Here is a 22,734-nt window from a genome sequence, read left to right as displayed (position 1 = left end):
CGACTTCGCTAAAAATCGAGAGTTCGTTTAGCATGGGTAGATAGTCAGGCAAAGCCTACCTGAATGATAACCACCTACTGAAGTAGGTGGTTTAGGGCTGAAAACAAAAAGCGAGCCAATTGGCTCGCTTTTTTATTCGCGGTTTACAGAAGGCTGATGACTTGAGGAAGCAGAAGCGATTCGATTTCACACTTTCTTGCGTGATTGGAGTGGATAAAAAATAACCACTCATATAGAATCCCCGCTCCTTGGGTAACATGACTTACCTTAACCTTTCAGACAGTGCATCAGGAGACCGTTTCTGTCTGCGTTTACACAAACACAGGCAATCCTCATGCACATTCTAAAACTTAGCGGCACGCTCGCAGTAGCAACGCTTTGTATCCAACTCGTCAACATGATGAGTGTCCGCTACCTTGATACATCCAACATATTAATGTCGGCAGCGAAGATTTGCCTTGTCGCGATTCCGTTTATGTATGTTGGCAGTGTTGGCTTCTCTGTCTATTACGGTAGCGGCGCACTGAAATTTCCCTACGTATCTCTCGTGCTCATGGCTGCTGGGTTTTCTACCTTATTTGGTATTGTTCTGACGTTATTTTTTCAAAAAATCATCCCCTCCCCGCAACAGCTCGTTGGCTGTGTACTGCTACTGGCTGGGATTGCTGTCACGGTACTGGGCAAAAGCACATAATTGCGTGGGTTAAGCGAACAATGTCTTATGCCCTGTCACACGATTGGCGGGGCACGGTGAGAGCAAATAAAAGGGGCTACCTGTGTTTACCGTAGGCACTGACTTAACGGCGAAATTGGCATTCACATATACTGTTGATACCAATAACGACTATACCTCTGGGAAGATTAAGAAGTAAAAACCGCCATAAAAGAATAAAAAAAGCAGGAATGCAGTAAAGCCAGCCCAGAAATGCGACCTATTTTCATAGTAATCAATCCAACCGCCGGCGAAGAAAATAGATTTATACACAATGGCATGTAAGAGATTCAGTGCCGATATTACTGCTGCAATAAGAAAAATCACTTCCACAAAAATTCTCACATCTCTCTTAAATGCAAAACGTCCCATTAAGCAACCTACTGAGTGCCACTGCTATGCTGGAGAAGCCGAGCCGTCCCCGCATTACTGGCTCAGGTTCAATTAACTTGTTGTAGCTCCGGTTGGCTGGCTATTTGAATGTAAATGACTTGTGGAGTGCTATCGAAGACGCTTGATACAACGTCTTTCGCGACTGCTTTTAGGTTTTCTACCGTTTCCCCTCGGACTTGATCTGCGAACAGCATGACGGTTACTTGAGTGAGGGTGCCATTATTAATTCTATAGCCAATCTGAGAATCCCAGCCATGCTTGGATTTAATCAACGCCTGAGCCAATTCTGGCTGCTCGAACATGCCCGTCATGTCCTCTACAGCGTCGCAGCCCTGTAGAAGAACAAGAGCAAGAAAGATGGTGACGATACTACGCATACTGACGACTCCTTTAGTCATAGCGGCAAGCTAAGCCGCACGTAACCCAATAAAAGAAGTCTTCGAAATCCCAAAGACTTAATTACAGCGGTACATCCCACAGATTTTATGACCGTCAGGATCCAAGAAGTAGCACAGATGCTTTTTGCCGGTAGAGTTATCACGTAAGCCCGGAGGCCCTTCAATGCTAGTAGCCCCGTTCGCGATAGCAACAGAATGAAACTCTTTCACTTGCTCAGGCGAGTCACAGGCAAATCCTATCGTTGAGCCATTTGCCGTCCGTGTTGGTTCACCATTTATTGGCTCGGTAACAGAAAACACTGACCCATTGTGAATGTAAAACAACCGTTTTTGCCCTGTGTCATTCACATTCTGCACGGGTTCATTGATGCCCAGTACGGCTAATACCGTGTCATAAAATTTCTTGGAACGTTCAATATCATCCGTTCCGATCATAATATGGCTAAACATTTCCAATATCCTTTTTCAAATGTTCAGTGGCTGCTCTCATTTAACACTAAGTTAATGAAAAACTCTGTGGGTGCCAAGGAGACCAACGTTAGCATAAAGGGGGCTTACTCGCCCAGAGTGATTGAAATGGCTAAACCGCCACCTTTTGAAAGATGCGACGTGAGTAAACAACACTTACTATCTTCGATGTGTACTATTTCTTTTGTTTTTTGGGGCCATATAAGTAATTGCATTTTTACATCCTAAGTTTGCAGATTCTGCAAACAAAGAATTGGCAGCATCAATATCTTTATGTACGCCTTGTCCGTAATAGTACATTACGCCTAGATAATATTTTATCTCAGCAAGTAACGCAGACATGAGTTTATCACTCGCTTCAAAGTACTCGTACTTCCCCAGTACTTCGAAGGCCTCTCTGAATTTGCCTGAATCGTATAACCTAGATCCTTTTCCTAAATCTGCACTCGAAATGAACAGAAGTGAGGTCTTTTGGAAAATGCCAACCTTCAAACATCCTTTACAAATAAAGATCACGGCTCTTACAATGAATCGCATGCTAATCCCTAGCCATAAACTTAGAATATAACGTCGGCTTAACCGATATTTACTAGCTCAAATTGATTGATCGTCCCTCGTTAATTCGCTTGATAGGTGCATTACAACTTAAACCAACGGTAAGTGATTACAGCAATATCAACCACACCTAAAATAGCCACCATTTTGAAATAATAATAATTACCACTATGCTTGCCATAAATAGCTGCACCAATGATGACTGCAATCAAAATGACAAGATTTATAAACATTCTGTGCCTTGCATATTCTTTGCCATATACGAACGTCGATACTGAGCCTGTAGCCGTATCATATTTGGCTTTATATTTTATATAGAATTCGAGTCCATTCATCACTTTCACATCACGTTGAAATATTGGGTGCTTACTAACCCAAGCTTATTGAAACGCCTGAATCACAGCGATACTCCGAAAAATACGCCACGAGTAAACGTCCACGTTTATTATTTTAATACTCATTGAGCCTTCTCCATCTACTTAACCTTCTGGCTAACCTGAAAAGCGACGAAACCATATAGGAGAATACTCAAACGAAACTTTATAACACGCAACATGACTATTTCTGCGGTATGGATCTGCATACGCGTATTCTTTATGTCTGTATCCTCAATTCTGCGGGCAAGAAGATAGTTTAAAAGCAAAGACGACGAGTTTACTTCATGCGGAGAAAAACTGTGTTTCATGAACGTCGCTGACTGAGTTTAATCGGTACTAAACCGGATGGTCAGCTGTGCCGATTGTTGTCCAAGCCCTTTTTGCTTTGATTCGCCCCCCATCGTTGCCTAACACAACTCACAACAAAGTTGCTCATGCGTCACATGATTGACAGGCTCCGGTGAAGCCGCAGTAAGAGACCTTCTATATGTGTTAGGTTTGTGTCACCAGTTCCCATGAATGAGCCCTTTGGTTTTTCACCAAGTTTTGCCCTCTAACTATTCGCGCCCCACTTTGCAAATTTATCCATGCGGGGAACGCAAAAGTGGCACCAGAAATACTAAGCAGTATTAAAAGGTCAACTGGCGTAAAGTCATACCAATAACTTAAAATTAATGGACTCCCGACTAATAGAGAAAATATGACATACCAAGATATATACCAAATGACTAGAGCAAGCCTTTTCCTTTCCGATTGATATTTAGCTTTAAACTGTAACTGTGTGTTTCCCCTTGATTCAACTTTCTCTAAGTATGCGCGAGCAAGTCCATAGTCTTTTAAGCACTGAACCGGATGTTTTAAGGTTAATATATACTCAACTTCCTTCACGGAAATATCTGTAGAGCCCACTAGCGCTTGATAACCTTTTTCTTTAGCGTAAGGGTGCAACACCCCTGTACTAATGTCGCTAAGTAGCTCTTTAGAAAACCTATATTCTTCCCTTAGTTTTGAACGTTTGCCACTCGCCACGTCATAAAGAAACTTGCTTAAAACGACAAAAGCAGATAATGCCGCCGGAATCTTCAACCAATCCGATATGTCCATACAACCTCTATAAAACCTAACGTCAGCATAACGGGCGTTTACTAACCCAAACTTGCAGAAACACCTGAATCACAGGGTTTCTATGAAAAAATGCGCCACGAGTAAACGTCCACGTTCATTCTTGTTAGGCTTAAACTCGCTTGACCATCAATAGATCAATAATAACTGATCCTTCAAATTCTTCGGACATAAAACCATCTGCGAATTCAAAGCCATTTTTAGAGTAAAACTGAATTGCGGCTTCATTATTGTCGAGCACATAAAGTTTGATCATTGTTGTCCGTAGAGTTTGGGATTCTTGCTCTAAATGAGTTAGAAAACTGCTACCCAGCCGTTGACCATAGACACTAGGACATAAGTAGAGTTTGCTTAGTTCTATAGTGTCTGGATTTTCAGTTGGAACAAAATACGACATAAAGCCAACAACTTTATTGCTTCGTTCAGCGACAACTACTGTCTCGGTATTGTTTCTTATTGCTTTCTGCCATTCATCTAAACGGGATGAAACAGTAAAACCATTAATGTAGTCTGCTGGCATAAGCCCATCGAATGCAGATTTCCACGAGCTCACGTGAATCTTTGCGATTTCCTGAGCGTCCGTATCTACTGCTTTTCTTAGATTAATTTCCACTGATTCTTCCTTGAAGCCTAACGTCGGCTTAAGGGGCAACAACAGAAACTTCCCGCAAAACTACCACCTTAACCACCAAAACTTAAACAGACAAAAATTGCGCAACTGTTTTTGTCCACCTTCAAGACCTTGTTAGCTGCTCGTTAGAGCTTTCGCGACATCGATTGGCTCTTTCTCTTGACCGCATAGATTCGCATCCCAGTTTAAACCTACTAGATGACCATCTGAGTGGAGCCCCTTAAGCCAGTTACCGATAAACGAATCTAAATGTATTTTTGTAGGTTGATAGTCACTCCATTCTCCCACTGCAACTCGATTTGCATATGCTTCATCAGACCAAAATACATAGACTGAAGTGCTTTCATATTGATTGGATCGACAAATCGCCCAACCTCCGTCGGGATGTTGAAGCCCCCAAATGGATAAACTCTCACTGACTCGCGCAAGGAATCTTTCGTAGTTCTTATTTGATGTTGCTTGATCTTGAATCATTACTTCCTCTGAGCAGCTAACAGTGTATTAGACACCTAAAGTGTCCAATAATAACGGGGCACTTTACCTCAAAAATCCGTTTATACACTGATTTTTCTAACATTTCTTTGCTGTTACACACATCAGCTTGTGAAAATACACCTACATGGGTTCCTCTCATCATTATGCGACGGCTGTGTTTGTCGATAATGGTAACCCTTGTTCAGAGAACAAAAAGAAAAGTGCGAGCAGTTCACAAACAAAAAGCGAGCCATACAGCTCGCTTCTCGCTACAGACTGGTTATGCAGTAGGCCGTAATTCTTCAGTCGCTTCTATAGTAGGCTCTTGTTTTACTACATCTGGGTAGTAGGTGTTGAGGGGGTAATCGCTCTCAGAAAGATAGTCAGAAACGAACGTGTTAATTTTCGTCCTTTCGTGCGGTTGTACCTCTTGGTGACGGTTTGATTTCCCGCCGTTAAAAAAGTGTGTTTTAGACATCACCGTGTTTACAGAAGGCGGTACCATTTCAAAGTATTCTTCCCTTTCGCGCATATAGGCAAAGTCGATCTTAACGAGGATTTTTTCAAGCTCTTCATCAGTGATTTTCACATTCAGGAAGCTCGCTATCTGTCTGACCACATTTTCAGGGTTTGCCTTCAATTCTTCGAAATGCACAAATGTGACATTGTCACGTTTTTGTGACCAATCCCACCAACCATTCACGTGATGTGGCCAACTCGTCCAGAAGAAGCCATCACTGCAAAACCAATCGATAAATTGATGAGGTGGCGGTGCGAAAGGCCCTGCTATCGAAGAGACAAAATCATGCACCGAGGCATAACAACTGACGGGGTGTCTTGCCACGTAGATATATTTGGCTTTTTCGTTGTATGGACAAAGTGAAGTAGGAAAGTGGGTTTTCAACACGCGCTTTTGCGCATCACCCAGTTTGGGTGAATCGGCCAACGGCACGCCAGTATGTTGGCTGCACTCTATCCACGCGCTGGCGGAGTTGAGGTGTTTGTAACCCGTGTCGGTTAAGTCTCCCTCACCTTTATGGAGGAGTTCAAACACGATCTGCTGCATCCACGTTGTCCCACAACGCATTTGCGTAGCAACAATAATGTCGTCTTCCGTTGGCTTATATTCAGAGCCCGCTTTAAAGGAATCATTACTGGAGGTGATCATCGGCCCGGTCACATTCTTATACGTTGTTTTAGGCATTTTTTCGGGGTTATACGCTGCCAGAGCCAAAAAACGCACAAATGGACTAACAAATGGTGCGTGCTTTATTATTTTATTTTTAATTTCACGTCGTTCTTGAAGTGTTTTACCGAAGTACGCATTCCCTTGCGTGTTCATAGAGTGCCAACGCATAAAACGTCCAACATATAAGACATAAAGCACAAGGACGGTTAGTACCAAAACCAATGTTGTTACAAGCATATTGCTTCACCTTCTAAACGGATATGTTTACTGCATCAGGCCAAGAAAACCAAGGAACCATCAAGTACATATAGAGTAGTAGTGTGATATCTCGAAGTGCATTTTTGTACAAAATGGCAGACACATTTTGAGAGGCATTCATGTGCTGATATTGAATTCTCACCACATATTTCAATGTTTGTGTTAACTCTATCCCACCAGCAATAAAAAGGCGTTTGAGCGGTAATTTCGTGAGGAGAATGGGTGAATGAATTTATGAGACTTAAGACGTAACAAAATATAAATACATCTTTTTTTATAACGTAATTTTTATTTACATCACTAAGTATTGATTAAGTGCTTATATACACTTCTTACGCTTGGTTATTTATTTAGACACGAGACAAAGAAACAATCAGCCAGTGTTGCGTGTACAACACTGGCTGATCACATTGTTGTATTAACGTATCAGCTTGCTCATTGAATTTTTCAGCATATGTACCTGCGGCCCAATCACGACCTGCAATGCTTTATCATCGAGCTTCACCACACCAAGCGCACCGAGCTTTTTCAACTCATCGTCAGAGACTTTTGTCATATCCTGCACTGTCATACGCAGTCGGGTGATGCAATTGTCTAAAGAAGCGATGTTGTCTTTCCCGCCTAGAGCATTAATGAATTGGGTTGCTTTAAAGTCTCCGGCCTCTTTGGTAGATGAAATCGTCTCCATCTGCGCGCAGTCTTCGTCTTCTGCACGTCCTGGCGTCATGATGTTCCATTTCTCAATCGCCCATTTGAAGGTGAAGAAATACAGCGCAAAGAACAAAGGACCTACCCACAATAGATGCAACCAACCCGTGTGTGTCCCTTGCAAAATACCAAAGGTAAAGAAGTCGATAACGTTACCGTCAGTATTACCGATGGTGTGGTCAAGTAAGTTCATCACCATAAAACCCAAGCCATAGAAACACGCATGTGCAACATACAACGCAGGTGCAATGAAAAGGAACAAGAACAGAATCGGTTCGGTAATACCGCCAACTGCAGACGCGATAATGCCCGAGATAATCAGGCCTTTTACCGCAGGGCGGTTTTTCAGCTTGGCAGACATATAAATCGCGACAGCCGCACCAGGAAGGCCAAAGATCAGCGTTGGCATTTTGCCACCAGACAGAAACGCAGTGGCTGATGATGAAATCGCTTCGTTTGCGCCTAGCTGTGCATAGAAAATACTCAGCGCACCATGAACCACTTCGCCGTTAACAACCTGTGTGCCGCCGATTTCAGTAAAACGCACCATGGACGTGACGATGTGATGCAAACCAAACGGCAGCAGCAACATTTCACTCAGGCCAAACAAGAACGGTCCGAATGGGCCTGACACCGCAATAAGATCGCCAATGGTATTAATTGCTGTTTGGACAGGCGGCCAAATAAACGGCACTGCTAAACCCACAATCGCCATCACTGCTGTAGTCACGATTGGAATAAATCGCGCACCGCTCCAAAAGGCGAAGGCATCAGGAAATTGCACTTCGCGGTATTTCTCATGCAACTTGTAAACGATGATACCCGTGATAACACCGCCCAATACACCCGTATCAATGGTTTCAATACCCAAGATGTTTTTGATCGTTGCCCCTTCAATACCGCCAGATACCGTCAGGTAGGTATTGATAGCAAGGTTCATTACCGCATAGCCAACAAAACCCGACATTGCAGCAACGCCCTTGTCTTCTTTTGCCAACCCGATAGGAATGGCCATCGCGAAAAGAATTGGGAGAAAAATAAACGCGACGAGGCCAATTTTCACCATAAAGGTGAACACAGCCTGCAACCAAGGTGCCGCTAAAAACGGCAATGCTTCTTGGACGGCCTGACCACCGAAACCTGCCCCGATACCCAGCAAAATACCTGAAAAGGCAAGAAGCGCGATCGGTAGCATGAACGTCTTGCCGAGAGATTGTAAGAAGACCCAAATAGACTTATTCATTTCATATTCCTTGTACTTAATATGCACTTCAGCAGGAAAACAACTATCTGACGTAAGCTTTAATCGTTGCGATGGTTTGCCCTTCGCTTTCTCCATAAGGTTGAATAACGTATTCACCCACACTCGCAGGGATGATGAAGGTTTCGGCGTAGTGAACAACGAAGGGGTCAAACGCATCCTTCGGACTTGATACCAACGCTTCTCTACCCTCAATCAAATTGAGAACGTTGACGTTGCCATCGGTTTGGTGAGCCACAGGCTTACTGAACCAATGACGACGCGTTTCAATAAACTCTCTTTCATGCAAACCGGTGCGCTCTTCACGCCATCCATCACCCTGTTCAATGAGCGTGATGTCATTAATGAGGTTCTTTTCAACCCACTCAGTATTGCGATCCCATTGGATCACTTCTTTGCCATGATCGAGGTGAACAGGTCTTGGTTGACCGTCCATACCTAAACGTCCCCAATCCCAGAGCTTGAAGGTAAAGATGTAAGGCGTGGCACTGATCTCCAACACCATTGAATTGCTGCCAGAGCAATGAATGGTGCCCGCAGGGATCAGGAAGTGATCGTGTTTTTTCGCGGGGAAGCGATTAATGAATTTCTCATCGTTAAATGCTTCGCCCGTCTGCTGCGCAAGCGCGAGTTCACACAACATTTCATCAGGATCAATGCCCGTTTTTGTGCCGAGATAAACACACGCATCATCACCCGTATCAAGCATGTAGTAACTTTCATCTTGGGTATAATGCATGCCGAATTCTTGCTGGATATATTCCGTTAACGGGTGAACTTGCAAGCTCAAATGCTGCCCTTCCATGGTATCGAGGAAGTCGAAGCGGATTGGGAATTCTGCGCCAAATCGTGCATGCACGTGTTCCCCAAGTAGTGCTTTAGGTTCCAACAGCACAAGATCCTGCGCGGGAATTTCTACGTGGACACCTGCATAATTCAGAACAAGGCTGTTCTCTTCCGGTACACAGTCAAAACACCAGGCGTAATTCGGTTTGTCGGCATCAAGATCGCAGACCTCTTTCATCCACTGCCCACCCCAAACGCCGGGGTCGAAAAAAGGTACCAATCGGAACGGTTGTTGTGTGGTCTGTTTTAACCCAGCCAATAACGCTTCGCCGCTTACCAATTTTGGCTGTTCTAAATTATTTGTATCGAGCAGGAAGTCGGCGTGCGGCAGCACCTTGGTTTTGTGGCGGTCGAACACACGCCATTCAATAAAGAAGGCGCGTTTATAGCGGCGCAGAATGTCCTCGTCGGCATTTTCTGCCCCCCAATTATCCAATTGATAATGACGGAAACGGTGCTGGATTTCCCAACGGGCTAAATCGGCGTAAATCAAGGTGTCAGCGTTGCAAAACAGGCTTGCCGCGGGGCCGTAAACAACGATTGTCCCAACCGCTATGGCATCTATTTCTGCCGATAGGCGAGCAATCGCATTCGTATCAAAAAATTCGTTAATCTTGTGTGGCGCGAGAATACCGAACACGCGGTCGTCGGTTATATGGCGTTCCAGCATGCTGAAGATATGTGGTTCTGGGAACTTAGCATCTTGTGTAAAGAACGTCGCTGCGGGAGCCAGCTTATCGATAAAGTCACGCTTCAATAATTCATGATCGACACCGTGATAAGTATCTATGACGACGATATGTTTATTTCCATCCAGACGCGTTTTTACCGTGTCGAGAATGGCAGACCACCCTTGCCACGCGTGATTGTCATACCCAGTCACAGTGACGCGAGGAGATTTATCGTAATTTGATGAAAAAGATTGGTACTTCAAAACGGTTCCTTCGATACAGCATTTGCGTTTATCCACATGCTAATGAAGGACAGTCCGTCACGACAAACTGGTAAACTCGGTTAACCCGCCATTTTCCCTACAGTAATCAGGGATTAGTGAGGAAGTGATTACTGGATCACAGCGAGACGGCAGGAATTAGCGAAAATAAAGGTTAATCGATTAATCACGCAGAAATTAGCCGTAAATGACCACAATTTATGACGTTGCAAAACGCTGTCAGGTATCCACTGCAACCGTCTCTATGGTGCTGACAAACAAAGGTCGAATCTCTGATAAAACCCGAAAAAGAGTGTTAGATGCCGTTAGCGAATTGGGCTATATCTACAATCAAGCCGCCGCTAACCTTCGTCATAAGCGCAGTAATTCAGTAGGCTTGCTTATTCCCGATATCGTCAACCCTTTCTATGCCGAGCTCATAGCTGGTCTTAGTGGTTATCTGGAAGAAAATGAGGTGCTGCTTTTTCTAGCCCACACGGAGGAGAATGTCGCGAAGCAAAATCGCCTCATCGAATCTCTGATCAGCCAAAACGCAGGCGGGTTAATCCTGTGCCCTGCGCCTGATACCGATAAGCAGTTTCTGAGCTCCGTGAAGCACCGAGGTATTCCCATCGTTCAGGTCGTGCGCCAATGCGACGATGCCATTTCAGATTATGTCGGCACGAATAACTTTCTTGGCGTGCAAATGGCAACTGAGCATCTTATTCGCCAAGGGCACCGTCATATAGCGTTCGTTGGCGGTTCGCTAAGCTCTCAAACCCGCGCTCACCGCATTGGCGGCTATATGGCAAAGCTGTTAGAACACGGTATTGCACCCAATGAACATTACATGGTGAGCTGTAAGGCAAGCCGCGCAGACGGAGCTTCCGCTACGCATACTCTGTTAGACGCGCACCCTGAAATTACAGCCATTATTGGCTATCAGGACATTGTGGCTTTTGGCGTAATGAGAGCAATTAAAGATCGCGGACTTCGCGTTGGAAAAGACATCGCTGTTATTGGATTCGATGACGTGCCTGAAGCGAGTGACAGCTCCCCTAACCTCTCCACTGTCTCTGTGTCGGCGCGCAAAATAGGCGAAGCTGCCGGTGAATGTGTACTCGCCAGAATGCGTGGTGATAGTGCCAACATAAAAAGCGTGATTTTCCCGCCGCAGCTTTGTATTAGACGATCTTGTGGGTGAGCGCGGTTTTTGCTCTGTTCGCTATTGCTGTGTTCGTTTTGCACCTTGCGCGTCAAGCACAAAGAAAACAGTGGTAAATGACACCTTAGTAATTAGAATGCGTGAATTGAAATTTATAACGAATTAGAGTGACTTTATGATTCGCGATTACTCCTTTGAATGTCTCGTAACCATGCCACGTCATGAACTGGAAGAGTTCAGTGCTCGAATGATCAGTAGAATGGTACCTGAAGATGTAATGAGTGAAATTTTCACCTTCGAGCAAGAAGAAGTAGACAGCGAAGAACGCCTGCTATCAGCACGTCTTGATGCCATGTTACGCATGACGGCAATCGCTCTGAGTGAAATTGGGCAAGCATTTGAAGACTCAGAAAATGCAAAACAAAACAGCGAAAGGATGACGCGTTTAGTCCTTTGGCATTTCTATGCAATCTCGTTTCGTTTGGAACAAGCGATTACGCTTGAAACCCACTGCGAGCATGTAGAAACCATACTTAACAATCCTCCTTCAGATGTATTTGGTTGGGTTAAGACGCTGACAGAACTTCTGCACACCTATGCAGAGATCAGTGAAAAGGAACATCCTCAAGACTAAATCAGATTTTGTCTGACACCGGAACTACGTGAGTAAATTGAGCCCGCTCAATTTGCTCACCGTTTTTAGGTTCTATAAGCCAATATTCCCACTGCACAATCCGTCGTCCCTATTTTCTCCTCTCGACAACCAAAACCTTCGTGTGAAATTTCCGTAGATCAGATTTGACCGAAGTGAGTCTGTCTCATTTTCGTCACGTTATTGTTACGGCTCCCTTTACCATACTTGTAGAAGATCGAACCTTACGCTTGCTGCGTGGCTAACCAATAACGTCTTTATGGCAGAGGCTTACGAAACTGCAATGGCGAAAGGAAGTTGCCTTATTATCTACAACAAAATAATTGATTGAATACAGTTTACGTAATTAGGCCATATGCGGTGTGCTTTGTCGCCACGAAAGTTTTAAAAAGTAGCTCGAATACAAAGGATTGACGTGGTTTTAGGCGAACTGATACCCCCCTTCATTGCAAGGTTAGGGATTATGGAGGTTCAATCGTGAATAACAAGACAAATGACTTGGATGATGTCACGGTCACACAGTTATTAAAAGCAATAAAGCCGGCTCACTTAGTTATAACAACAGGTGTAGTTTTCTCGTTAATCGGAGGGGCATTTAGCTTTGGTATTCGCTGGGAAAAACATCGATTTGACGTTGAAATCACGCCACTTAAACAAGCGAATGCCGAATTAATAGCTAAGAACAATGAGCAGAAAACACAAATAGAATTTTACCGAGAAAAAGATAAATTCATATCTCTAACTTCTACACTACAGTTCCAAGCAATTCTTCGTGGCATCGACCATGAGAAGCTTTTTACTTGCAGTGGTAAACGCCAAGAAGTCAGTGATTCCCATTTACAGGAATTATTTCAAGAATACAGCACTACACTCGAAAAAATCACAAACCCGCAAAATGGTAGAGATCCAATCGCTTTCTATGGTCCAAGGTCTAGAGCATGTAAACCTCGACTAATTAATTTTGAAAATGATCAAAGTGCTGCGTATTTAATAAATAGCTTTGCACCTACCAGCGCAATCAATAACACGCGATAAGCTAACTAGGGATATTATTAATCTATTTTTGAGAATACTTCGAATTATGGGACGAAAATAGAGGTCTCATAACAAGCAACTATGACTACATTGGATGACCAGTAGGCACTTATCCATTTACCTACCCTAACCAGTGCGAGACTTGCGGCTTTGAGCGTAAACGCTGAGCCGCTATTATCCCAACGTAAACCTCGTACACTTCAATCTCTTCCTACACTTCCAACTATTCAAAACCCATCTCCACGGGAAATTTCGTGAAGTCTGTAGAAGTCCTCTGCGTTGTGGCATTCCTTCGCTCGCAGCAATCACAACCTTAGTGATATTCTTGTTAAAACATCGTGTTAAGCTTGCCTGAAGTCAGAGATATTCCCCACAAAAATCCAGAATGTACATTCAATAAGGACGTGAAATGAACATTAGAACCATATTGTCAGTTGGTCTTCGTATATTTGCACTTATGTTGTTTTTAGAGGCGATATTTACAACCCTGTCTTTTTTGTCCGTCAAAGATGTTGCGCGAGAAAATGTTGAGCTGTTGACCGTAAGCGGCCTCTACGTTCTGGTCGCCTTTATCACATGGAAATTTCCTTTAACGATTGCTAAAAAGCTGACTCCCAATGAGGTTGGCGATGAAAAGATCGGTCTCAGCGCGTTCGATCTATCACGCGTTGGCATCGCGCTTTTAGCACTGAACGTGATAATAAACAGCCTGTGGTCAGTGATACCTGCCATTGTCGCACTCAAAAGTGACTATATGGGAAACCCACCCGTTGCATTCTCCGGCGTCATTATGCTGGTATTTGGAATAATTTTGCTTTTAGGTAACGGTAACGTGGCACGTCTGGTGATAAGGTCATAACCGAGCTAATTACAGGTATGCCTCTATGAAGGATATATCCATCAAGAGGCATGCCTTATTGCTTATCGATTACTGTGTCACGTTGAGATGCATCGAAGCATGTGGATTCACACCGCTTTTTTTGCTTTGGAAGAAATCGATTTTCCCATCACCATTGAAGTCGCCAGGATGAAGTGTTCCACCTTGCGTGAGAATAGGTTTCTCTGCGTAGATTGCCCCCTTCTCGTCAGTGAAGAAAATCCTATTCTGATGGTCTGAACCCAACGTGCTTAGGATGATGTCCAAGTTGCCATCATTGTTCATATCGACAAGAGACACTGCATATGCACTCACTACTTCAGTGGTATCAATTTCCCCACCATTTCTAAAGGTGCCATCACCGTTATTGAAGTACATCAGGCTTGGTCTATTTGCACGGCCATAAACGATGTCTTTAAATCCATCGTGGTTGAGATCGCCTACCGCTAACGACGTGTAGTTGTAAATGTATCCTTCTCCTGTCGGAATTTCGATATCCACAACATTGGCACTACCCTCGCTATCTAGCAATAGGACGGCCTGTTTAGGGGCTGATTCATTCGCATTAAACGAACACGTGACAGCGACATCTAGAATTCCATCGTTGTTTAAATCGGCCAAAGCAAAGTCACTAATAGATTTGTTAAGTCCGCACGGCATACTCCAACCCGGCATATCTTTTTCAACAAAGCTTTGATTGCCTTCGTTTGCGAAATACCCCATTGAGGTACCGTCACTGAACACAAGATCGAGATTTCCCGTGCCAAACAGGTCCGCCATTTCCATATCTACAGGCCAGTATTTCTCCGCTGGCTTCAGAGAAATCTCAGGATTACCTTGGAAACTTCCGGTCCCATCGTTTCGATAAACTCTGGCAGCTGTCCACGCCGACAATACGAGATCGAGATGGCCACTCCCGAAAATATTGCCCACCGCAGCGGCGTTTTCTCTGCCGTAGGAAACGACATGGTTCGTGGTAAATTGGCCAGTACCGTCGTTAATCCAAATAAGCGTGCCTTCGGTATCACTTGCAGGGTCGTTGTAGAATTGCACCTCGATGACATCCAAATGACCGTCATTGTTCATGTCGGCGATAACGGTATCTCTTGGATCCACGGAGACTAACTGTTGTCCCGAATCGACAAACGCCAATTCAGTTGGTGCGCCTTGGTCGATCAAGGTTACACGCTTGTTCACAACACTTAACGGCGCTAACGTTAATGCCGAAGTATGGCCAAAGTTGGCTTTTTCCACTTTGAGCGCATAGTCTCCCGCCACTTGGTGTGTTTTTAATGAACCACTTTGATAGCTCGCCCCTGTTAAGCCAACCAACTTGTCATTGAGGTAGACTTCTGCACCTGTCGCTGGCGCACCATCTTCTGTTGCCACATTCAGCATCAAGGTGCTTAGCAGACGACCACTCACCACGCTGTTTCTCGCTAATTCGAGCTTACAACCCAGAACTTGAAGTGTTTCAACACTGATGGTGGTTGAGCAGCTGGCGTAAGGCGCATCACTGTAAGCGTTCAATGCAGCAGACGCATCGTAGAAGGCAAGGAAGGCCGTCAGTGAGCTTTCACCATGCGTGGCGAAGTTATCTGATGCAGAATATTCACCGTTAGTGTCGACAACCGTAAGGGCTTTTTCCTGCACAGGGTTATTGCCCGCATTCAGGCGCACGACCAGTGAAACATTTTCCTCACCGCCAACTTCGTTAACAATGACAGCAGGCACGTTAAAGACGAATTCACCGTTCATGGTGACACGCTCAACGGTAAAATCGATGTCAGCCTGTAGCGGTATGATGTCCACAACCACATCTTCATTGTTACCCAAGTTTACTTGAGTATTACCGGTGTTCTGGCCGACAAGAATGCGGCCCTCATAGAAGTTAAGACCCAGCTGATATTCACCCGCGTCCACGTTCACAGTCACTTCCGCGACACCCACGTCTTTGTTGATGTCGAAAATTAGCTCGTCACCAGCATTTAGCGACATGCCAAACTTTGGCTCGGTGAACGCTGCCAGATCTGAAGATGGGTATTCAAACGTCATTGTGGAGAGGTAATCCACATCTTCAATGTTAACAATGGTGTCGCCGAGGTTCGGCAGAAGCGTCAAGTCGATACTGAAATTGCCATCAGCCGTGACCTCTTGCGCCAATGACTGAGCAACGTATTGGTTGCCATTGCGCGCCAACATCAATACAAAGTCATAAACCCCTGGTGTAAGGGTAATGGTGCCATGTGAGTCAACGGTACCATCTGCCCTTAGCGTCACCGACCAATCCAATGTCTGAACGGCCTGCGTGCTCACATTGGTCACTTCTAACTCGCCGACGAATCGTTGATCTTGCTTGTCCTGTCGAACCACAGCATCTCGGGAAACGTCGAGACGTTGTGACGATTGAGCCGCGACTTTTTGAGAGAACACCGCGGCAAACTCTGGGGTTAACCTTGTCTGGATTTCTTTACTTGGGAGGGATGTGTCGGGTGCAGAATCACCACTGCCACCACCACATGCTGCGAGGAGTGAAAGCAGGCTAACTGCGCCCAACCTTCTTATATAGACACTTGTTTTCATTCGCTTTTCTTCTGGTTAAATAAAGCGCGAATGCTAGGGAATTGAATGTGTGATCACCATCTAAAAAAACGTATTCCTGACTGAATATCACATATAAAAATTACTAAAAATTAATCACTTAGGTGTAGATGGCGTCATCACTGGACAGTGTACATGACGTCCTATCGCCGCCAAGTCCCATCCAATATGGGCTTACAATTGCCATTTCTAAAAACACAATGAAGACAGGCACACCACTCCGCGTGTCTAACTGTCTACCAACAAACACAGCAGATTTTTATATAAACAGATATTTCGAGGCAGAAGAGCCTCATTCACCGGCGGGTATTAAATAGCGTATTAGAAATTTGACGTGGTTTGTATATGTTGAGTGAAAAAGGGAAAGGGCTTTATGAAGCCCCAAAATCAACAACCACGCCCATTTCCCCTCGCCTCATAATCAATCACGTTGCCGTTTTTATCGAGTTTTAGCTCACAGCATTCGTTGAACAGAGAGTTAACGCGTGAACGGCTTTTCTGAAGGCGTGATTTTAGTGTGGAGTAGTTGATGCCATGTTCGTCGGCATACTCTTTTTGGGATTTACCGTGAAGCTCGATTGCGGTCAGCATATCGGCGTCATCTTGCGGCAATTCCTGAATGAAAGGCAGTACACAACTCGCAAGCTCTTCCCTCACTTCATCTTTGTCGTTTTCAAACCAAAGGTCGTCTTGAGAAAGTTCTTTCCCTTTTCCCTTCTGACGATAAAAATCGATGATAGCGTTGTTGGCCACCTGAAATAGCCAAGACTTCACTTTGGTGTTGTCACGAATTTCTTCAAGATGCAGATAGGTTTTCAAAACGATGTCTTGAAGTAAGTCATCTACATCATCTGGGTTCGAGACTTTCGCATGAAGAAAGGCTTTTACGCTAGATTGATATTCGCTCCAAACAGCTTCTATTGTCATCGTCTTACTCGAATGCAAAGGCCGCGAAATCCGCGGCCTTGATGGTTATAGTGTGAAAGTATATCAGTCAACCAGCGTAATGGAATCCAAGATTCCTTTCCCACTATGAATGCCGCCTTCGTTTTCTTTCGCGGGCTTACTTCGGACAAGGTAGCCTGCGTAACCGTCGAGTTCAGTAACCGGCTTACCATTGAAAAACGCGGTAAACAAACCGATTTCACTAACTAGGTCATCTACCTGAGTTTGTTCACCGTTACGAACCGCCACCGTTGGACGTTCGCGTTCATGCGGGTACAAACGCTGCATCAATGCCCATGCATCGTAGTCTTCAGGTTTGAGCGATTGCAGTGTAACGCTGATATCCTCGCCAAAGACACAGTGACCACCGCCCTCACCTTGGTTTTTCAACACCCAATCTTGTTTGATGGCGTCGTTTTCAAACCATTCAATACGCTTCTGGGAAATCGGCAACATGTCTGCGAGTACGCTGTTTACTAACACCGCCTCTTCCTCGGTCAGTCCCCATTGCGTCAAAGATTGGGTTTCCATCATAGTCAGCAACATTTGCATGGTTTTGCTGGTTGCCAACTGTTGGCTGACGGTCGCATTCACTGCCACATTGTGTTGTTCGATAAACACACGAATTTGGCTCAAGGTCGCGCAGCAATTTGGCTCCATCAACTCTGGAGCAAAGTAATCAAGGAACTGGTAACCCGCACGCAAGTAAACCACATCCAATGCACCCACATTTTCCAACATCAAGCGTTTGTTCTCACCCGATGAAAGCTGCGTTGATAGCTGATGGAAGGTACGACGCACGGTGCGGATCCCGCGTGCCTGCAACGCCACTTCCAGTAAGTGCTGGTCATAAACATTGTCTTCGTCTTTTTGTACGACCATCAGGAAGGTAGGCTTCCCTTCTTCACCAAATTCATCGCGGACTTTCTGCCCAGCGGTAGTGATCGCGTGGGCCAATTGCTCTAAGCATTGGTTTTGGGCTGGCATTGCCGTTGGCGATTCAATCCAATCTTGGTACGTCTTAGGCCACTGACGACGCATAAAGTCATGCAGTTCATTTGCACGCTGGCCGAACGGTCCCATACCCGCCGCAATACCATTGAACTCGATAACTTTGGCTCCTTGTTGGCGGTCATCCATATAATCAGTACGCATTAGCAGCAAAGGCTGACGTTTCGCAGTTTTTGGCGCATCTTGCGTACCGTGGATTTGCTCATGCATCCACAATAAACGACCAAAGAAAGGATCCGCTTTGGACATATTGCTCAACGAGGAACTCAAGAACGCATGGTCTTCCGAGACATTGCTGATCAGCTTGGTCAGTATCGGCGTGACCTTCAATAAATGCTCATACACACGACGTTTCATCGTCATTGGTGCAATGCTGAACGGACAATGACGCGCCGTGCCGTCTGCGTTTTTAATCGCCACACCATGCATGATTGCCCACTGTGTGGCTTCATCGGTGATTTGTGTATCAATCAAAGGGGTGTTCAAGTTATTCATCGTACTACCTTACTCGCCCAATGCCTTAAGCGGTCGCAAGACCGAGGTGGGCATTTTCGGATTCATGTTCTTCTTTTTCTTTCTGAGCTAAATACAGCTCTCGGTACTCACCTGTTTGAGACACCAATTCGTCATGCGTACCACGTTGAACAATCTTCCCTTTGCTCATGACCAGTATTTGATCGGCATTTCTGACCGTCGAGAGACGGTGCGCAACTGCAATTACGGTTCTTCCCTGCTGGATGTTCGATAATGCTCGTTTTACAGCTTCTTCGGTTTCACTGTCGATGTTCGCTGTGGCTTCATCCAAAAGGTATATTTCAGGCCCATGTGCTAACACGCGCGCTAGCGCAACAAGCTGCTTTTCTCCCACGGAAAGCGACGCGCCACCATGACCCGGTTGGTGATCGTAGCCTTGAGGCAAGCGTTCGATAAAGCTGGATGCATTCACCGCTTGCGCCGCCAGCATTGCAGCGTTTGAACTCTGCGCCGACAACGACAAATCTATGTTCTCTTTGATGCTTCCTGAGAACATGTAAGGGTCTTGTGAGACCAGCCCTATCAGTTGCCGAACTTGAGAGTCCGGCAATGTTTGGATTGGCTTGCCACCAATCAACACCTCGCCTTCATGGTGTTGGTAAAAACGCATCAACAGGTTCACAACGGAGCTTTTACCACTGCCACTATGACCGACGATAGCCGTAAATTGGCCACTTTTGGCAACAAAACTCACGTCGTCCAATGCATTGATACCTTCTTCGTAGGCCATGCGTACATGACGAAACTCAATGTCTTTATTGTCGGCTAAGGAAACTGAGGCGACGTCTTCTTTATGCGCTTCATCGGTAGGTTCATCCAGCAACTCAAACACACGCGCCGATGACACCAAGGCAACTTGCATCTTTCTGAGCTCCATCGACAATTGTCGGAACGGTTCAAAGAAACGTTCGATATAGTTTAGGAACGCATACAAGGTGCCGATTTCCACTACGGTTTGCAAAGACGCAGTCCCAAACCACGCGACAATCGCCAACGCAGCGAATGCGCCAACCAAGCGTGTGAACGGCAACAACATCAAGCTATCAATGGCGATAGATCGGGTTCTGAATGCAAACCAGCCGTCGTTGTCGTGCTTGAATTTCTCTCTGAATGCCTTTTCTTGCCCAAACGCCTGTACCAATGACATCCCTTGCAGAGATTCGCTGATACGGTTGTTGATGTGGCTGACTTGAACGCGAATACCATCAAGCACTGGCGTTGAGAGTTTTCGATACCAGTGCATCGTCATTAGTAGAATAGGTATCAACACCAGACTCAATACCATGAGACGCCAATCCAATAACGCGATCGCCACAAAGATACCTGTGATACGAAGGCTACCCTGAATAATGGTCGGCAGCGTTGAGACAAACAGATCCCGCAGCGACTCGGTATCGTTTGTCACGTATGACACCATACGCCCTGTTGCCGTGCGATCAAACGCCGAAATCGGCAATTTCAATACGTGGTTGAATAACTGCTTTCGCACATCATTCACCACCAGCAATGCGCTGTGGCGGAATGAAACCGCCTGCAAATACTGGAATCCGCATTGCACTAAATACAACACCAGCACGGCAGCACTTAACGTCAATAAATGGTGCCAATCGAACGTTTGCGGCACGATGACGTCATCAATGATGATTTTAGCAAGCCATGGGATCGCCATTTCTGCGGATACCGCCACGAGCAAGAAAGAAAATGCGACGGCAAATCGCAGTTTATGTGGTCGGGTATAGGCCATCAGGCGTTTCAACGCGTTACCTTGCCCAGAACGTATGAACATAGGCTTAAACATGGCTTACTTCCCGTTCTTTCATCGTTGGTATTGGCAGGTTTTCCTGTAATGGGTGATGTGCTTGTCTTTCGTACACTTTCGCGTACCAGCCATCAAGGTTCATCAAGCTCTGGTGATCACCACGCTCAATGACTTTACCTTGCTCTAGGACGAGAATGTCATCTGCATGGCGTAGGTTAGGCAAACGCTGGGTTACCAGCAGCATGGCTTTATGACCAAAGTGCGTTTTGAGGTTCTGTCGCACCAACGCTTCGGTTTTCATGTCGAGCGCACTGAACGGATCATCCAATAGCAGGATGTCCGCGTCGGTCAACAGGGCACGCGCTAATGCGATGCGCTGCTTTTGACCGCCAGAAAGGTTGCCACCATTCTCCGTCAGTTCGCTGTTAAAGCCCGCTTTCAGCGCGTTAATTTCCGCTTTGATACCCGCGACTTCTGCGACAAACTCAATCTCTTGTATTGATGCATTGGGTTTACCCAGCGCGATGTTGTCGGCTATCGAACCAGAAAACAGCAACGGCTTTTGAGGCACCCACGCCATGCTGCTGCGTAACGAATCAAAAGTCAGTGCGTCAGTGCTTTCACCTGCCAAGGTGATCGTCGATTGACCGTCACTAAGGCTAAACTGACGCAGCATAAGGCTGATTAACGTACTTTTACCGCCGCCCGTTGGGCCTGTAACACCGATAAAGCCACCTTGCTTAATAGCGAAACTGACATTGTCCAATGCCGTCCTTTCTGATGCTGGGTAAGTGAACGTGTGAATATCCACCAAGAGATCACGTGCACTGTCTCTTACCAATACCCTTGACCCTTCGACGACATCCGGTTTCTGGCTAAACACTTTTTCTAAACGTGCCCAGGAAGTATTACCGCGTTGAAACACGTTGAACTGCCAGCCAAATTGTAGGAATGGGCCAAGCAACTGCGCCAAGTAAAGCGTAAAGCTGGTAAACAGACCGACCGTCAATGCGCCAGTATTGATAAGCCATGCGCCGTACACCAAGGTGATCACAAACGATGAACCATAGATCAGTTGGATCGTAGGGCCGAACAAGGAGTCGACTTTGGCCACTTCAATGTTAGCGTCCAATGTTTCATCCAGCTTTTCCGCAAAACGGTCTTGCTGACGCGCATTGATCCCGTGAGAGCGCACCGCACGGATGCCCGCGACCGTTTCCCTCACCTCTTCGTTTAGGTGCGAAAACGCGCCTTGTGCACGGCCAAAGCGTTTCTGCATGCCTGCGCCATATCGACGAGTAACCAGTACCAACAATGGAAATGGCAGCAATGCAACGGCAGTTAATTGACCGCTCACCAAAAACACCATGCCAAATATAACGGTGAATCCAGCGATTAAAGAATCCACCAGCGTCATTACACCATCACCGGCGGCCTGCTCTACAGCGTTGAGGTCATTCGTGGCATGTGCCATTAAATCGCCCGTGCTGTATTTGTGGTAGAACGACGGCGACAATCGCGTCAGATGCGCAAACAAATCGGTGCGTACGGCACGCGAGATCTCAATTGCCGCGCCATACAGTTGGCTGTTCCACACATAGCGAAGTCCATACATTGCTAGTGCTGCGACCACAATACCGACCAAATGGACGCCAAGAAAACGTGCCGTTAATGTATCGGTACTGATAGCGTCAACGATGCGCCCTATCAACCATGGTGGTGCCAAGTTAAGCAGCGCAACGGTTTGAAGCGCAGCAAAGGCAATAAGATAACGTCGGGTACACAGTCGCATATACCCGCGCATTTTCCAGATTAATTCCATGAAGTGTATA

Annotated in this window: 21 protein-coding genes; 5 read left to right on the top strand and 16 right to left on the bottom strand. The window is 45.6% G+C overall.

Annotated elements, in window-relative coordinates:
- Positions 1 to 334 precede the first annotated feature (334 nt).
- Positions 335 to 694: a hypothetical protein gene (locus tag LRP49_RS04075; RefSeq protein ID WP_274140425.1), complete on the top strand. Its 360-nt coding sequence runs from the start codon at positions 335 to 337 to the stop codon at positions 692 to 694.
- A gap of 150 nt (positions 695 to 844) precedes the next feature.
- On the opposite strand, the gene LRP49_RS04070 is transcribed toward LRP49_RS04075, so the two are convergent.
- From LRP49_RS04070 to LRP49_RS04020, 11 genes are all read right to left on the bottom strand, one after another.
- On the bottom strand, positions 845 to 1,084 hold the full coding sequence (locus LRP49_RS04070; RefSeq protein ID WP_274140424.1) for a hypothetical protein: 240 nt from the start codon (positions 1,082 to 1,084) through the stop codon (positions 845 to 847).
- 68 nt (positions 1,085 to 1,152) lie between these two features.
- A complete protein-coding gene (locus tag LRP49_RS04065; protein WP_274140423.1) occupies positions 1,153 to 1,482 on the bottom strand; it encodes a hypothetical protein in 330 nt (109 codons plus the stop codon).
- A gap of 78 nt (positions 1,483 to 1,560) precedes the next feature.
- Positions 1,561 to 1,953, bottom strand: coding sequence for a VOC family protein (locus tag LRP49_RS04060; RefSeq protein ID WP_274140421.1), 393 nt, complete (start codon positions 1,951 to 1,953; stop codon positions 1,561 to 1,563).
- A 177-nt stretch (positions 1,954 to 2,130) separates the two neighbouring features.
- Positions 2,131 to 2,508: an SEL1-like repeat protein gene (locus LRP49_RS04055; RefSeq protein WP_274140419.1), complete on the bottom strand. Its 378-nt coding sequence runs from the start codon at positions 2,506 to 2,508 to the stop codon at positions 2,131 to 2,133.
- Positions 2,509 to 2,609: 101 nt separating this feature from the next.
- Positions 2,610 to 2,861, bottom strand: a complete 252-nt coding sequence (locus tag LRP49_RS04050; RefSeq protein ID WP_274140418.1) for a hypothetical protein — start codon at positions 2,859 to 2,861, stop codon at positions 2,610 to 2,612.
- A gap of 534 nt (positions 2,862 to 3,395) precedes the next feature.
- Positions 3,396 to 4,007, bottom strand: a complete 612-nt coding sequence (locus tag LRP49_RS04045; RefSeq protein WP_274140417.1) for a hypothetical protein — start codon at positions 4,005 to 4,007, stop codon at positions 3,396 to 3,398.
- A 130-nt stretch (positions 4,008 to 4,137) separates the two neighbouring features.
- Entirely contained in the window at positions 4,138 to 4,638 is a 501-nt protein-coding gene (locus tag LRP49_RS04040; RefSeq protein ID WP_274140416.1) for a GNAT family N-acetyltransferase, read from the bottom strand.
- 132 nt (positions 4,639 to 4,770) lie between these two features.
- Positions 4,771 to 5,130, bottom strand: a complete 360-nt coding sequence (locus LRP49_RS04035) for a DUF2750 domain-containing protein (protein ID WP_274140414.1) — start codon at positions 5,128 to 5,130, stop codon at positions 4,771 to 4,773.
- Between the two features lie 280 nt (positions 5,131 to 5,410).
- On the bottom strand, positions 5,411 to 6,556 hold the full coding sequence (locus LRP49_RS04030; RefSeq protein ID WP_274140412.1) for a sulfotransferase domain-containing protein: 1,146 nt from the start codon (positions 6,554 to 6,556) through the stop codon (positions 5,411 to 5,413).
- 439 nt (positions 6,557 to 6,995) lie between these two features.
- Positions 6,996 to 8,528, bottom strand: a complete 1,533-nt coding sequence (malX, locus tag LRP49_RS04025; RefSeq protein WP_274140410.1) for a maltose/glucose-specific PTS transporter subunit IIBC — start codon at positions 8,526 to 8,528, stop codon at positions 6,996 to 6,998.
- A 43-nt stretch (positions 8,529 to 8,571) separates the two neighbouring features.
- Positions 8,572 to 10,326 carry a class I mannose-6-phosphate isomerase gene (locus LRP49_RS04020; protein WP_274140408.1) on the bottom strand — a complete coding sequence of 585 codons (1,755 nt, stop codon included), beginning with the start codon at positions 10,324 to 10,326 and terminating at the stop codon, positions 8,572 to 8,574.
- A gap of 205 nt (positions 10,327 to 10,531) precedes the next feature.
- On the opposite strand from LRP49_RS04020, the gene LRP49_RS04015 reads away from it, so the two are divergent.
- From LRP49_RS04015 to LRP49_RS04000, 4 genes are all read left to right on the top strand, one after another.
- The gene (locus LRP49_RS04015; RefSeq protein WP_274140406.1) at positions 10,532 to 11,527 is read left to right on the top strand and encodes a LacI family DNA-binding transcriptional regulator; all 996 of its coding nucleotides are present in this window, start codon (positions 10,532 to 10,534) and stop codon (positions 11,525 to 11,527) included.
- A 136-nt stretch (positions 11,528 to 11,663) separates the two neighbouring features.
- Positions 11,664 to 12,122, top strand: a complete 459-nt coding sequence (locus tag LRP49_RS04010) for an exoribonuclease R (protein ID WP_274140404.1) — start codon at positions 11,664 to 11,666, stop codon at positions 12,120 to 12,122.
- Positions 12,123 to 12,617: 495 nt separating this feature from the next.
- Positions 12,618 to 13,175 (top strand): hypothetical protein, encoded by a 558-nt coding sequence (locus tag LRP49_RS04005; RefSeq protein ID WP_274140402.1) that lies wholly within the window; start codon positions 12,618 to 12,620, stop codon positions 13,173 to 13,175.
- Between the two features lie 409 nt (positions 13,176 to 13,584).
- Entirely contained in the window at positions 13,585 to 14,034 is a 450-nt protein-coding gene (locus LRP49_RS04000) for a GNAT family acetyltransferase (RefSeq protein WP_274140401.1), read from the top strand.
- 69 nt (positions 14,035 to 14,103) lie between these two features.
- Here LRP49_RS04000 and LRP49_RS03995 read toward each other — a convergent pair whose 3' ends face one another.
- From LRP49_RS03995 to LRP49_RS03975, 5 genes are all read right to left on the bottom strand, one after another.
- Complete coding sequence (locus LRP49_RS03995) at positions 14,104 to 16,635, bottom strand: FG-GAP repeat domain-containing protein (protein WP_274140399.1); 2,532 nt, start codon at positions 16,633 to 16,635, stop codon at positions 14,104 to 14,106.
- Positions 16,636 to 17,040: 405 nt separating this feature from the next.
- Positions 17,041 to 17,580, bottom strand: a complete 540-nt coding sequence (gene sigZ, locus LRP49_RS03990; RefSeq protein WP_274140397.1) for an RNA polymerase sigma factor SigZ — start codon at positions 17,578 to 17,580, stop codon at positions 17,041 to 17,043.
- 63 nt (positions 17,581 to 17,643) lie between these two features.
- Positions 17,644 to 19,104: a glutathione synthase gene (locus tag LRP49_RS03985; RefSeq protein WP_274140395.1), complete on the bottom strand. Its 1,461-nt coding sequence runs from the start codon at positions 19,102 to 19,104 to the stop codon at positions 17,644 to 17,646.
- A 25-nt stretch (positions 19,105 to 19,129) separates the two neighbouring features.
- Positions 19,130 to 20,941 carry an ABC transporter ATP-binding protein gene (locus LRP49_RS03980; RefSeq protein ID WP_274140394.1) on the bottom strand — a complete coding sequence of 604 codons (1,812 nt, stop codon included), beginning with the start codon at positions 20,939 to 20,941 and terminating at the stop codon, positions 19,130 to 19,132.
- Positions 20,934 to 22,724 carry an ABC transporter ATP-binding protein gene (locus tag LRP49_RS03975; protein WP_274140393.1) on the bottom strand — a complete coding sequence of 597 codons (1,791 nt, stop codon included), beginning with the start codon at positions 22,722 to 22,724 and terminating at the stop codon, positions 20,934 to 20,936. The genes LRP49_RS03980 and LRP49_RS03975 overlap by 8 nt, the downstream gene beginning before the upstream one ends.
- Positions 22,725 to 22,734 lie beyond the last annotated feature (10 nt).

This window comes from Enterovibrio qingdaonensis, assembly GCF_028683135.1.
GTDB lineage: Bacteria > Pseudomonadota > Gammaproteobacteria > Enterobacterales > Vibrionaceae > Enterovibrio > Enterovibrio qingdaonensis.
The sequence above is the reverse complement of the archived record's forward strand: the minus strand, read 5'-3'. Positions and strand labels throughout refer to the sequence as shown.